Consider the following 12346-nt stretch of genomic DNA (forward strand, 5'->3'; position numbering starts at 1 on the left):
AATTTAGTTGTATTTAGCGGCAATACCTTGAACCTCTATTCCCCAAGATTGTCCCATAGCCATACCTCGCTGCGCTAAATTCATTTGCTTTCCTGCTAATTTTTTACCTAAATCGCTTTGGTAAAACGTTACTAACTCTTGTATTTCAGATTGTGTAAATTCATTCATGTACAATTCTGCCATTTTATCATACAACCCAACTAATGTTCCATTTGCTTCTTTGGTATAAGCTTCTTTATTTTCTTCCGAAACCATCATTCCTAATTGAGAAATGGCTGTTTCAAAAGCCGCCCCAGCCCCCGTGATTTTTATAAATTCAATAGTTTGTTTTTTAAAATCGCTTTGTTCTTGCGCCTGTGTTGCAATTGTTAGCATAAATAAACCAACGAGTAGTAATTTTTTCATTTTAATTGAAGTTTTAATAGTTATGTTAATTGTATTCTTATTGTTAGTAAGTCGAATATTTGATTTGTTACAAAATAAGGTGAAATTATGTAAAAACATTAAACTGAAATAGCGTATTCTGGATAGGTTTCTTTCAAAAGTATTTCGGCTTTATTGGGTAGTAATTCTAAACTGACGTACGCTAGCAGACACATAATACTAAATAACCCAGACACCAAAATAACTAAATATTTTGTTTGATGTATTGCATGGATATGATTTACTAAATTAATTGTATAATAGATAAAAAACCCAAAAAATAGGATTGCTTGTTTAAAAATTAAATCTTCAAGCAGCCATGTTTTTTTAGCAATTTTCTTTTTTTGTTTAAACTTTTTATTCAAAACAAAACTTTTATAAAGTCCGAAAAGGGCAAGAATACCGTAAAAAGCATATATAAAATACTCCGAAAATTTTGTAGAAAAAACCATGTAAAATATTAAAAACATGGCAACAGTTGTCATTACTTTAGGAAAAGAGAACCACTGCTTTAGCTCGCGAAACAAATATTTAATATAACGCTTATGCATAGCACGCTCTCTTTGAGTAACCACATCACTAAAGCCATAAACACCAAATTTTTTAAAGGCTTTTCCACGTGCTTCTTCAAAAGACAAGTTAGCGTTATCTTCCCAAATAGCTTCAATGTCATTCGCTAAATGGTCTACAAGTTCGGTTTGTAAATCGTAATATTCCACAAAATGCACTCTGGTAAATCTGTACAAATCTTGTATTTGAATGGTAGTCAGTTTCATTAGTCAAATCGAAGTTCTGGATTTACCAAAGCACGCATCGTTTTAATATAGCGCTCTAATTCGTCCAATTTATTAATCGTTTCCTTTGTGCCTTGCTCCGTTAACTTGTAATATTTCCGTAATCTATTATCCACTTTTAAAACTTCAACCGCTAACAACCCTTCAGCTTCTAGCTTATGTAATGATGGATATAGCGCACCTTCCGTAATTTTTAACTCGCCTTTGGTAATTGCTTTTACTTTTTGAGTAATTTCATAACCATACATTTTATCATGCTCATTTAGCAATTTCAAAATAATGGTTGTCAGGCTCCCTTTATACAATTTTGTGTTTCCCATACACATCAAATATACATAAATTTCTTATGCATATAATATTTAGGTATTAATTTTCACTTAATATTTCGGCAAAAACTATCAGCTTTAGTATTTTTGTTGAAAATCAATTAGACATGTCATCATTCCATAAACTTTCAGTTAAAAATATAAATAGAGAAACCGAGAAATCTATAAGTATCGCTTTCAATGTTCCAGATAATTTAAAAGACACTTTTACCTTTAAAGCTGGACAATACATCACCTTAAAAACGGAAATTAATGGTAATGAGATTCGTCGTGATTATTCACTATGTGTTTCGCCAAAAAGTGGTGAGTTAAAAGTGGCTGTAAAAGAAGTGAAAGATGGTACGTTTTCGGCATACGCTAACAACACCCTAAAAGTTGGAGATACGCTAGAAGTGGCGCCACCAAAAGGTCGTTTCACTTTTACGCCTAACGATTCTAAAACAAAAAATATTGCTGCATTTGTTGCTGGTAGTGGTATTACTCCGGTTTTAAGTATTTTAAAATGTGCTTTGGAAGAAGAAATCCATAGTAAAGTAATTTTAGTTTACGGTAATAAAACTACGGAAGACACCATGTTTTTCGACGAGCTTTTAGCTTTACAACATCAATATAAAGATCGTTTTTCTGTTCAGTTTGTATTTAGCCAACAAGATGAAGACGATGCTATTTTTGGACGTATTGAAAAAAGCACCGTAAATTATGTGATAAAAAACAAACATAAACACGTTGAAGTAGATGCTTTTTACCTTTGTGGACCAGAAACCATGATCCATACAGTTAAAGATGTTTTAACTAGCCATGATATTGATGAAAATCGTATTCATTTTGAACTTTTTAAAGCTTCGAAACCCGCTGAAATAGCAAAAGAAACAACGGTATCTAGTGGAAACACAAAAATTACAGTTACGGTTGATGATGAAACCACCACGTTTGATATGTCGCAAAAACAAACCCTTTTGGAAGCGGCTTTAGATGAAGATTTAGATGCACCATACTCTTGCCAAGGTGGAATTTGTAGTAGTTGCTTAGCCCGTGTAACCGAAGGTACCGCTGTGATGCGCCAAAACAATATTTTAACAGAAAGCGAAGTGGCTGAAGGCTTAATTTTAACCTGCCAAGCGCATCCAACAAGCGATACACTTTCTATCGATTTTGACGACGTTTAAAAAAGCAACATTTTAATGGTTCACCTTATTGTTGGAAATACAGGATCTGGTAAAACAACCTATGCGCAAGCTTTAAAAGCAAATACAAACGCTATTGTTTTTTCTATTGATACTTGGAACAAAACCTTATTCCTTCCAGATAAAACCCCAACTGATGGCTTAGAATGGTTTTTGGAACGCATTGAACGTTCGGAAACTATGATTTTAGATTTAATACACCAGTTAGAAAAAACAGGCACCGATTCCATTTTAGATTTAGGGCTTTCAAAATTTAAACATCGTGAAAAGTTTAGAGCCTTTTGCTCTGAAAACAACTATGAAATAACCACTCATTTTCTAGATATTCCCAAAGCTGTAAGACTCGAAAGGGTTTTAAAACGCAATTCCGAAAAAGGAGATACTTTTGAGTTTGAAGTTAGCCAATCAGACTTTGATTTTATGGAAAACTGGTTTGAAACACCAACCGATACAGAGCTGAAAAACAGCACAATAATTCGCCAATAAAATTATCTCTCCGACATTATAACTAAACAAACATGAGTAAAAGTAAACGCATTCGTCAAAAAATTAAACGTAATGCTCGAATTTCAAAATATGTAATCTACAAAGAAACTCTAGTAGATTACAGAGAGAAATTTTGGTCGTTTATTGGTGCTTTTACAGGTATTGGTCTTATCGCGTTTATTCAATCCAAATACTTATTAGAAACTGAAAACATGTTTCTTATTGGCTCATTTGGTGCTTCAAGTGTATTAGTGTTTGGAGCCATACAAAGCCCCTTAGCGCAACCCCGAAATGTTATAGGCGGACAAATAATTTCGGCACTCATTGGAGTTACAATAGCTAAATTTATACCTGATATTATTTGGCTTACCGCACCACTAGCCGTAGCCACATCTATAATTGCCATGCAGTTTACAAAAACCTTGCATCCGCCAGGTGGAGCAACCGCACTTATTGCCATTATAGGTACAGAAAATATTAAAAATTTAGGCTATTTCTACGTATTATCTCCCGTTTTATCTGGCTCATTAATACTATTATTTGTCGCATTAATTTTTAATAACATGACCAAACATAGGTCTTACCCAACCAACGGCAGGTTAACTCAAGTATTTAAAAGTAAAGGATTAAAGAAATAGAAAAAAGACCGATTAAATAATAGCTTTTATTTTAGAAACTATGGTTTCTGGAGCGATACTTCCAGCGGCACCTTTATAATTTTCAGGATATTTATTTCCATAAATTGATGTTGGAATTTCTGGGAATTTCTCCCTATCAGCCACTAAGCAATAATCTTTAGGCTGATTAAATGGAGCAAAACCAGCAAACGGATGCGTAACACCCCAAACAGTAACGACCTTTACCCCTAACATAGCTGCCATATGCGCGTTTCCGGAGTCCATAGCTAACATCACATCTAAATTCGAAATAAGGTCTAATTCCTCATCGAAACTTAGCGTTCCAGCGACGTTAATCACGTTTTCAAAAGTATTTTGAAATTCATTTAAAATAGCAACCTCTTTTTTTCCTCCACCAAAGAGTACGATATTATAATCTTCTGAAAGGGTTTCAATAACCTCTTTCATTAAATTTAGAGGATACATTTTTCCCTCATGGGCTGCAAATGGTGCAATACCAATCAATTTTTTAAAACTATGCCCAACAATAGTTTGAAGTTCTGGACTTAAAATGGCACGTTGAGGAAAGCTTGGATTCGATAATTCCACCGGAAATCCCAAGGTTTCAAAAACATCAGCATAACGTTGATGTGTTGTTTTTAATTGCTGAAATTTTTCACCAGAAACCAATGCTTTTTTCTCAGCTCTACCCTTATCAATTTGAATTGTCTTTTTTCCGAAGAAGAATTGTTTTAAAATATTACTACGTAACACATTGTGTAAATCCGCAATAACATCAATATTTAGTGCTTTTAATGCTTTTGATAATTTCCAAAGTCCTATAACACCTTTGTGCTCGCCATTTACATCGGCATGAACCACTGTTACATTTGGCAAACCTCTAAAAAATGGCGTAAAAAAAGCGCGTGTTAAAACCGTTAATTTAAGCGTCGGATATTTTTGGATTAAGGCTCTTAAAACAGGAATCGTCATAGCAACATCTCCCATCGCAGAAAGCCTTATTACTAAAATGTTTTGGCTTGGTTTAGACATGTGAATTTGGAACTAAAAAAAACGGACGCTGCCAAAATAAAAGCAACGTCCGTTTTGTATGGTTTTATAATTATTTTTGACCTCTTAAAACAGGGTTTAATTCATCATCATTGTACATTTTCATTTGCTTATACACTTTCATGTATTTATCACCTTTTTCTATATCGGCAAGCAAGGTATCAATAGCTGTAGATAAATCTATACGTTGTTCTAATAAAATATCTAGTTTGGTTTGGCAAGCCGCTCTATGCGCATCAGAAGCATCGGTACGGGTTGCTTCCTCATTCATATGATATACTTTTAAGGCTAAAATAGATAAACGATCTACACCCCAAGCTGGACTTTCGGTATTAATTGTAGCATCCGCTTTCACCTCAACATCTTTATATTTCTCTAAAAAATAGCTATCGATATATTCTACCATATCCGTTCTATCTTGGTTAGAGGCATCAATTTTACGCTTCAATGTTAACGCCGCAACAGGGTCTATTTGTGGATCACGAATAATATCTTCATAATGCCATTGCACGGTATCAATCCAACATTTTCTGTACAATAAATGCTCTAATAAATCACTTTCCGCGTAAGCGTTTGTAAAAGGTTGATCTACCGTATTAATAATGTGGTATTTCGCTATAACGTCTTGAAATATTTTGTTGGCTTTAGTTGTAAACATATTGTATAAATTTTAAAATGTAAATATACTTCATATTTACTTAACTTTACTACAGAAAAACCACGTTATCATTATGAAAATTCATCATTTATCAGAACAAAACTCAGTATTAAACACTTTTATTTCTGAAATACGAAACGTTGAAATTCAAAACGACAGTATGCGTTTTCGCAGAAATATTGAACGTATTGGTGAAATATTAGGTTATGAAATGAGTAAACATTTCAACTATAAAGCTTCCACCATAAAAACACCTTTGGGTGATTGCTCCATAAATTTACTAGAAAACAATGTGGTTTTATGTTCTATTTTACGTGCCGGCGTTCCGCTACATAATGGCTTGTTAAATTATTTTGATACGGCTGAAAATGCATTTATTTCGGCTTACAGACACCACAAACACGATCCTGAAAGTTTTGAAATTGTGGTAGAATATTTAGCCTGCCCAAGTTTAGAAAATAAGACTTTAGTTTTAGCCGACCCTATGCTAGCTACCGGACAATCGATGTTAGCTACTTTTGAAGCTTTAAAACCTTTTGGCACACCCAAAGAAGTGCATTTAGTTAGTGCTATTGGCGCACAAGAAGGCGTCGATTTTATTGCAGATCATTTTGATAAAAACACGCATTTATGGATTGCTGCCATTGATAAAAAATTAAACGAGAAAGGCTATATTATGCCAGGATTGGGCGACGCTGGCGACTTAGCTTTTGGTGAAAAACTACAGCATTAACAGAACAAACGGTAAAATAATAAGCACGCCTAGAAAGATTTCTCTAAACCATTTTTCGTCAATAATTTCAATATAATTAGCAATAATAATCGCTAATGGCGCAAATAGAAATAGAAACTCACTTCCATCTTTTACCGGAGCTAAAAAAACAATAGCAAAACCAATTATGGCTGCCACAAGAATAGTTTTAAATGATACCCGAAAAGCCTTTTTCTTCTCTTTTATACTGTTGATATAGAACAAGGAAGACCAAATTCCGAAGGATAAAAGAATGGTTATCGCTATAATATACGATGCCGAATTATAACTATTAAAGTTAAAACTAAACTCTGGAAAACTGGTAAATGCACCAAAAAAATCATCGAAGAAAACAACCGAAGCTCCCATGGTTATAACAAAAACAGATGCTACACCGGTAAAAGGAATCACCCAATGCTTTAATTCACCATCTCTATAAAGAATCAACGAAATGAGAATTAACACAAAAAATAAAATGGCCCAAAAATAAAAAAGTGCAGCAATAGCAAACCAAAAGGCGGCATCGAATAATTTTTTATTCAACTCTATTTTAGAACGTAAACTAATAACGCGGCGCAAACCTAAGAGTACAAAAAAGTTTGAAAGCAGAATATTGACATTATTTGTAGTTTGTGTTAAAGTCAATAAAAACAAGCTAAACAACAAGATTTCGTAGTTGCTTTTTTTTGATAAACTGTTTTTGTTAACAATAAAATTAACCAGTAAAATGGAAGCAAAACAAACCATAAATAAGCCGCCTTCTTCAATAACAACATAGGCGTTACTCCAGCTTGTTTCTAAACCAAACCTAGCCATTACAAAAGCCAATAGCGTAATAAAAAATACGATAATGAAATTTATTGGCTTAGATTTACTAAAAATACTTGTAATCATTAACTGTTTTTGTATTTTTGCTACGTAAATATACTAACAATTCTAACCAAGTTAGAAAATAATATACCACACATGAAAGATTTCTTTTACGCAATACAAGATTTATTTGTTGACACACTTCTTGTACCAATGGATGCATTAAGAGCTTTAGAGCTTGAAAACTGGTTTGCAGCAAGCACTATTTCTTGGATTTTTGCAATTATTGGTCTTGTAGCCATGGTTTACTGGATGCTTCAATTAAAAAAATACAGCGATAATGACGAAGAGGACAAAAGCATTTCTGCTCACTCTTACTTATAGATCAAATCCAATATCTTTACGATAATTCATCTTATCAAAATGTAGTTTTTCTATATTTTGATAAGATTTTTTTATGGCCTCTTGGTACGTGTTTCCATATGATGTAATCGCCATAACACGTCCGCCAGAAGTCACAATTTTACCATCTTTAAGCTGTGCTCCTGCATGAAAAGCAATAGAATCTTCAATCGCATCAACGCCCGTAATTTCTTTACCTTTTTCGTAAGCTTCTGGATAACCCCCAGACACTAACATAATAGTAGTTGCCGCACGCTCGTCTATTTCAATATTAATAGTATCTAAAGTTCCGTTTGCCATTGCTTGCAGAATTTCAACAAAATCGTTCTTCAATCTAGGTAATACTACTTCGGTTTCCGGATCGCCCATTCTCACGTTATATTCAATAACTTTCGGGTCGTCTCCAACTTTAATTAAACCAATAAACACAAAACCTACATAAGGTAAATTATCTTTTTTGAAACCACTTATAGTTGGTTTTACAATGCGTTCTTCAATTTTACTTAAAAATTCGTCTGTAGCAAAAGGCACTGGAGATACAGCTCCCATTCCACCCGTGTTTAAACCGGTATCACCTTCACCAATGCGTTTGTAATCTTTTGCGGTTGGTAAAATTTTATAATTTTCACCATCGGTTAACACGAAACAACTTAATTCAATACCGTCTAAAAACTCTTCAATAACCACTTTGTTACTCGCTTCACCAAATTTGGCATCTACCAACATACTTTTTAGTTCCGCCTTAGCTTCATCTAAATCATTTAAAATAACAACCCCTTTTCCCGCTGCTAATCCGTCTGCTTTTAACACATACGGCGCATTCAACGTTTCTAGAAAAGCATATCCTTTTTCAACAGTTTCTTTAGTAAAACTCTCGTAAGCTGCTGTTGGAATATTGTGACGGTATAAAAATTCTTTAGCAAATTCTTTACTACCCTCTAATTCAGCTGCTACTTTTTGCGGCCCAATAACAGAAACATGCTTGATAGCATCATCATTCAAGAAAAAATCGTGAACCCCCTGTACTAACGGATCTTCTGGCCCAACCACTACAAGGTCTATATTTTCGTTTAAAACCAATTCTTTAATGGCTTCAAAATCGGTTACACCAATCTTTACATTGGTCGCTACGTTTGCTGTTCCCGAATTTCCAGGAGCAACAAAAAGTGCATTACATAAAGGACTTTGAGCAATTTTCCAAGCGAATGTGTGTTCTCTTCCGCCAGAACCAAGAATTAAAATATTCATTATTTATAGATTTTAAAATCCCATTTTCATGGGAAAAATAAATTTAGTTGTTGTTTTTCCGAAGACAAAAATAAAACTAATGCCACGAAAACACGAATATTTTTTATTTACTTTACAAAAACTATTTAAGCCTACTGTATTTTGAAATTATTCGACCTGTCTTTAAAACTCAATGGTTTCCCGATAACGGAAGCTCAGGCATTTTTTCAAAAAATTCAAACAAAACAAACTCAGGATTTTAAAACCTATGTTGAAACATCAAAACAAGCCATTGTTGAGCATCATTTAAAACATAATCAGTTTTATAAAAACTTTGTTAAAGACGCGAATCCAAAAGACTGGAACAGCCTACCAGTAATGATGAAGCGCGATTTACAACAACCTCTAAACAACCGACTTTCCGAAGGGTATGCTTCTAAAAATATTTATATAAATAAAACATCAGGCTCATCGGGAGACCCCTTTATTTTTGCTAAAGATAAATTTTGTCATGCCTTATCTTGGTCTGTTTTTATAGATCGCTATGGTTGGTTTAACCTCAATTTCAACCAATCTAAGCAAGCGCGGTTTTACGGTATTCCGTTGAACAAAAAGGGATATTATAAAGAACGTTTAAAAGATAGATTGAGCAAACGTCATCGCTTTTCCGTTTTTGATTTAAGTGATTCCCAATTTCAGAAAAATGTAGAAAAATTCAAAAGCACTTCGTTTGACTATATTAACGGTTACACGAGCGCTATTGTACAGTTTGCGAAATATCTTGAAGCTAAAAATCTAGTCTTAAACAACATTTGCCCATCGCTAAAAGCTTGTATTGTGACTTCAGAAATGCTTTTTGAAGATGATAAAATACTGCTAGAGCGTCAATTTGGAATTCCAATTATCAATGAATATGGTGCTGCGGAATTGGGATTAATTGCCTTCCAAAATCGGCATAACGAATGGCTTATTAACACTCAAGATTTGTTTGTTGAAATTCTAGATGACAACAACAACGTTTTACCTTACGGCGAAGTGGGCCGCATTGTGATAACGGCGCTTTACAATAAAGCACATCCGTTTATTCGATACGATTTAGGTGATATTGGGAAACTTTCAAAATATAGTACGCCCGAAAAACCTATTTTGGAAAGCTTAACTGGACGAACTAGTGATATTATTGAATTGCCTAGCGGAAAAAAAGCCGCAGGATTAACGTTTTATTACGTTACAAAAACCATTATTGAAAACGAAGGCAACGTTAAGGCTTTTACTATTGAACAGTTAAAACGAGATGTATTTAGAATTAGTTACGTAAGCACTTCCGCGTTAAGCGAAACCCATTTAAAAGCAATAAAAAAGGCCATAGACACATATTTAGAACCTGGATTAATGGTGAATTTCGAACGCAAAACAGAACTAAAACGCGCTAAAAGCGGTAAACTAAAGCAGTTTAAGTCTTACCTGAAATAACCACTTCTTTAGGTTTTACAAAAAAGTGCTCTTTCAAAAATACGACCATACAATACATCGATTTTAGGGTAGAAAATCCTAAACCTTTTTTATAGACCCAGTAATTGTGCTTTACTAAACTGAATTTATTGGCAGACATGGAGTTTTCGCGAATACGATAGTAAGCTAAAGATTCCTGAATCCCTTGTGCGGGTTTCCCTGATTTTTTTATAGCCGCCAACCACAATAACCAATCTTGTCGCTTTCGGAGATTCGGTGTGATAATTTCACCTAAAACCTTAGCGTGATACATGCCTGTTAAATTTCCGATGTAATTACTTTTCAACTCTTTTGAATAGGACACACTTTTTAAAGCGATTTTAGCCTTGTTTAGCAATTTTCCAGACTCATTTATGAGTTCGTAACTTGTGAAGCTTACATCACACTTATTTGCTTCCATAAAGGCTAATTGTACTTCTATTTTTGTGGGTTTCCATAAATCATCTGCATCCAAAAAAGCAATATAATCGCCTTTAGCTTCCCGAATACCTTTATTCCGAGAAATCGCAGCCCCCGCATTGGTTTCGTTTTTTAAGAGCTTGATGTTTGAGTGTGAATTAAGAAAGGGCTGAACTAAATCAATCGTGCCATCTGTAGAGCCATCATCAATTAGTAATAGTTCCCAGTTTTTATAAGTCTGATTAATAACACTAGCAATGGTTTCCGAAATAAAATCTTCAGAATTAAACATCGGTGTTATTATAGAAACTGAAGCTGCCAAATGTGTTGTTTTAATACGCTTTTTCTTCGCCTCGTAAAGCGTTGACAAAGGTTTGAACTATAATTTTTAAATCGAGAAGTAACGACCAGTTTTCAATATAAAAAATATCATATTTCACACGATTTATAATGTCTTTATCGTCTTCTATTTCACCGCGCATACCGCTTACTTGGGCTAAGCCAGTAATACCTGGTTTTACAAAGTGGCGCACCATAAACTTATCTACTTTTCGGGCGTACATATTAGTATGACTTACCATATGAGGTCGTGGACCAACAACAGACATGTCGCCAAAAAGCACATTAAAAAATTGAGGCAGCTCATCGATACTAGTTTTACGTATAAATGCTCCCATTTTAGTAATGCGCATATCTCCTTTGGTCGCCTGGTTTAAATGCGCATTTTCATTAGGTGTCATCGATCTAAATTTAAAACAATCGAACTCTTTATAATTGAAACCGTTTCGAGATTGTTTAAAAAACACAGGCCCTTTAGATTCTAATTTTATTAAAATCGCAATTATTGGTGTTAACCAAGATAAAACAAATACAATGATGCAAGACGAAAATAAGATATCGAAAACACGTTTAGATATTTTATTTAAGGGCTCTTGAATAGGAATGCTTCGAAGGGATAAAATGGGAATATAATCGTAATATTCGTACTTCAATTTTTTAGAATAAATATCCTTATTATCTGGTATAAACTTAAGTTCTCTTAAGTTGTTATCGGCAAAATCTGTAAGCATGTTTATTTGCTTATTAGACAGCCCTGCTACGGATGAATAGATTTCATGAATATCATTTTCTATAACATAATTAAAACACTTTTGAAGGGAGAAATCGTCATCCTTTATAGTAAATTGTTTTTGGAATTTATACCCAAAATCTTGTCGTGTATTAAAAATATTAATCAGTTGTCTTGTTTTTTCATTATTGCCAATAACGATAACACTTCTAAAGTTCCCCCCTAAAGTTGACCTGTATATATTTAATAAAAAATATATCAAAAACTTCACAAAAGTAACAAGTATAAAAGTGCATAATAAATAGTTTCCTAATTCAAGGCGACTGATGTTTGGTTGTTTAAAAAGACCAATAAAAGCGTATAGAATAATTGAAAAAAACAACATTTGCTTAAATAGCAATGTTAAAATTTGAACAATGCGTGTGTGTCTATGTATTTCGTAAAAATGATTTGTAAAAGCAATAATTACCCAAAAAAGACCAACATATATTAAAAAACCATACACGTTAGTTATATTTATTTCAAATAAAAAAACACAACCAACTATGATACTTAAATCTAGCAAGTACGAAATAGGCTTAATTAAGCCTGAATATCTACCTTGTTTAAACATACCT

Annotated in this window: 15 protein-coding genes; 6 read left to right on the forward strand and 9 right to left on the reverse strand. The window is 33.7% G+C overall.

Features of this window, described 5'->3' with window-relative positions; translation table 11 throughout:
* Positions 1 to 3: 3 nt before the first annotated feature.
* From QWY92_RS05660 to QWY92_RS05670, 3 genes are all read right to left on the reverse strand, one after another.
* On the reverse strand, positions 4 to 405 hold the full coding sequence (locus QWY92_RS05660) for a DUF2059 domain-containing protein (RefSeq protein ID WP_290269208.1): 402 nt from the start codon (positions 403 to 405) through the stop codon (positions 4 to 6).
* A 98-nt stretch (positions 406 to 503) separates the two neighbouring features.
* Positions 504 to 1199 carry a hypothetical protein gene (locus QWY92_RS05665; protein WP_290269209.1) on the reverse strand — a complete coding sequence of 232 codons (696 nt, stop codon included), beginning with the start codon at positions 1197 to 1199 and terminating at the stop codon, positions 504 to 506.
* On the reverse strand, positions 1199 to 1537 hold the full coding sequence (locus tag QWY92_RS05670; protein ID WP_290269211.1) for a PadR family transcriptional regulator: 339 nt from the start codon (positions 1535 to 1537) through the stop codon (positions 1199 to 1201). Before QWY92_RS05670 ends, QWY92_RS05665 begins: the two co-directional genes overlap by 1 nt.
* 113 nt (positions 1538 to 1650) lie before the next feature.
* Between QWY92_RS05670 and QWY92_RS05675 the strand changes: the two genes are divergently transcribed.
* From QWY92_RS05675 to QWY92_RS05685, 3 genes are read left to right on the forward strand one after another with little or no spacing between them, the layout of a single operon-like run.
* Positions 1651 to 2709, forward strand: a complete 1059-nt coding sequence (locus QWY92_RS05675) for a ferredoxin--NADP reductase (RefSeq protein WP_290269213.1) — start codon at positions 1651 to 1653, stop codon at positions 2707 to 2709.
* Between the two features lie 15 nt (positions 2710 to 2724).
* Positions 2725 to 3213 (forward strand): P-loop nucleotide/nucleoside kinase family protein, encoded by a 489-nt coding sequence (locus tag QWY92_RS05680; protein ID WP_290269215.1) that lies wholly within the window; start codon positions 2725 to 2727, stop codon positions 3211 to 3213.
* Between the two features lie 32 nt (positions 3214 to 3245).
* Positions 3246 to 3851 carry an HPP family protein gene (locus QWY92_RS05685; protein ID WP_290269217.1) on the forward strand — a complete coding sequence of 202 codons (606 nt, stop codon included), beginning with the start codon at positions 3246 to 3248 and terminating at the stop codon, positions 3849 to 3851.
* 12 nt (positions 3852 to 3863) lie between these two features.
* On the opposite strand, the gene QWY92_RS05690 is transcribed toward QWY92_RS05685, so the two are convergent.
* Positions 3864 to 4883, reverse strand: coding sequence for a glycosyltransferase family 9 protein (locus tag QWY92_RS05690; RefSeq protein ID WP_290269219.1), 1020 nt, complete (start codon positions 4881 to 4883; stop codon positions 3864 to 3866).
* Between the two features lie 70 nt (positions 4884 to 4953).
* On the reverse strand, positions 4954 to 5559 hold the full coding sequence (locus QWY92_RS05695) for a DUF4254 domain-containing protein (protein ID WP_290269221.1): 606 nt from the start codon (positions 5557 to 5559) through the stop codon (positions 4954 to 4956).
* Between the two features lie 73 nt (positions 5560 to 5632).
* Here QWY92_RS05695 and upp point away from each other — a divergent pair, with 73 nt between their 5' ends.
* Positions 5633 to 6292: a uracil phosphoribosyltransferase gene (upp, locus tag QWY92_RS05700; protein WP_290269222.1), complete on the forward strand. Its 660-nt coding sequence runs from the start codon at positions 5633 to 5635 to the stop codon at positions 6290 to 6292.
* On the opposite strand, the gene QWY92_RS05705 is transcribed toward upp, so the two are convergent.
* The gene (locus tag QWY92_RS05705; protein WP_290269223.1) at positions 6281 to 7204 is read right to left on the reverse strand and encodes a DUF6427 family protein; all 924 of its coding nucleotides are present in this window, start codon (positions 7202 to 7204) and stop codon (positions 6281 to 6283) included. The genes upp and QWY92_RS05705 overlap by 12 nt on opposite strands.
* Positions 7205 to 7276: 72 nt before the next feature.
* Between QWY92_RS05705 and QWY92_RS05710 the strand changes: the two genes are divergently transcribed.
* Positions 7277 to 7504 (forward strand): DUF6341 family protein, encoded by a 228-nt coding sequence (locus QWY92_RS05710; RefSeq protein WP_290269226.1) that lies wholly within the window; start codon positions 7277 to 7279, stop codon positions 7502 to 7504.
* Here QWY92_RS05710 and purD read toward each other — a convergent pair.
* A complete protein-coding gene (purD, locus tag QWY92_RS05715; protein ID WP_290269228.1) occupies positions 7499 to 8770 on the reverse strand; it encodes a phosphoribosylamine--glycine ligase in 1272 nt (423 codons plus the stop codon). The two genes, QWY92_RS05710 and purD, sit on opposite strands and share 6 nt — an antisense overlap.
* 141 nt (positions 8771 to 8911) lie before the next feature.
* On the opposite strand from purD, the gene QWY92_RS05720 reads away from it, so the two are divergent.
* The gene (locus tag QWY92_RS05720) at positions 8912 to 10222 is read left to right on the forward strand and encodes a phenylacetate--CoA ligase family protein (protein WP_290269229.1); all 1311 of its coding nucleotides are present in this window, start codon (positions 8912 to 8914) and stop codon (positions 10220 to 10222) included.
* Here QWY92_RS05720 and QWY92_RS05725 read toward each other — a convergent pair.
* Together QWY92_RS05725 and QWY92_RS05730 are read right to left on the reverse strand one after the other, a co-directional pair.
* Positions 10203 to 11030 carry a glycosyltransferase family 2 protein gene (locus QWY92_RS05725; protein ID WP_290269231.1) on the reverse strand — a complete coding sequence of 276 codons (828 nt, stop codon included), beginning with the start codon at positions 11028 to 11030 and terminating at the stop codon, positions 10203 to 10205. The genes QWY92_RS05720 and QWY92_RS05725 overlap by 20 nt on opposite strands.
* The gene (locus QWY92_RS05730) at positions 10993 to 12342 is read right to left on the reverse strand and encodes an exopolysaccharide biosynthesis polyprenyl glycosylphosphotransferase (protein WP_290269234.1); all 1350 of its coding nucleotides are present in this window, start codon (positions 12340 to 12342) and stop codon (positions 10993 to 10995) included. Before QWY92_RS05730 ends, QWY92_RS05725 begins: the two co-directional genes overlap by 38 nt.
* Between the last annotated feature and the right edge of the window lie 4 nt (positions 12343 to 12346).

Origin of the sequence: Algibacter miyuki, assembly GCF_030409805.1 — a bacterium.
GTDB classification, from domain to species: Bacteria; Bacteroidota; Bacteroidia; order Flavobacteriales; family Flavobacteriaceae; genus Algibacter; species Algibacter miyuki.

Coding starts and splice junctions, on each gene's coding strand:
- QWY92_RS05660 (WP_290269208.1), bottom strand. CDS start 405: ATGAAAAAATTACTACTCGTTGGTTTATTTATGCTAACAATTGCAACA.
- QWY92_RS05665 (WP_290269209.1), bottom strand. CDS start 1,199: ATGAAACTGACTACCATTCAAATACAAGATTTGTACAGATTTACCAGA.
- QWY92_RS05670 (WP_290269211.1), bottom strand. CDS start 1,537: ATGGGAAACACAAAATTGTATAAAGGGAGCCTGACAACCATTATTTTG.
- QWY92_RS05675 (WP_290269213.1), top strand. CDS start 1,651: ATGTCATCATTCCATAAACTTTCAGTTAAAAATATAAATAGAGAAACC.
- QWY92_RS05680 (WP_290269215.1), top strand. CDS start 2,725: ATGGTTCACCTTATTGTTGGAAATACAGGATCTGGTAAAACAACCTAT.
- QWY92_RS05685 (WP_290269217.1), top strand. CDS start 3,246: ATGAGTAAAAGTAAACGCATTCGTCAAAAAATTAAACGTAATGCTCGA.
- QWY92_RS05690 (WP_290269219.1), bottom strand. CDS start 4,883: ATGTCTAAACCAAGCCAAAACATTTTAGTAATAAGGCTTTCTGCGATG.
- QWY92_RS05695 (WP_290269221.1), bottom strand. CDS start 5,559: ATGTTTACAACTAAAGCCAACAAAATATTTCAAGACGTTATAGCGAAA.
- upp (WP_290269222.1), top strand. CDS start 5,633: ATGAAAATTCATCATTTATCAGAACAAAACTCAGTATTAAACACTTTT.
- QWY92_RS05705 (WP_290269223.1), bottom strand. CDS start 7,204: ATGATTACAAGTATTTTTAGTAAATCTAAGCCAATAAATTTCATTATC.
- QWY92_RS05710 (WP_290269226.1), top strand. CDS start 7,277: ATGAAAGATTTCTTTTACGCAATACAAGATTTATTTGTTGACACACTT.
- purD (WP_290269228.1), bottom strand. CDS start 8,770: ATGAATATTTTAATTCTTGGTTCTGGCGGAAGAGAACACACATTCGCT.
- QWY92_RS05730 (WP_290269234.1), bottom strand. CDS start 12,342: ATGTTTAAACAAGGTAGATATTCAGGCTTAATTAAGCCTATTTCGTAC.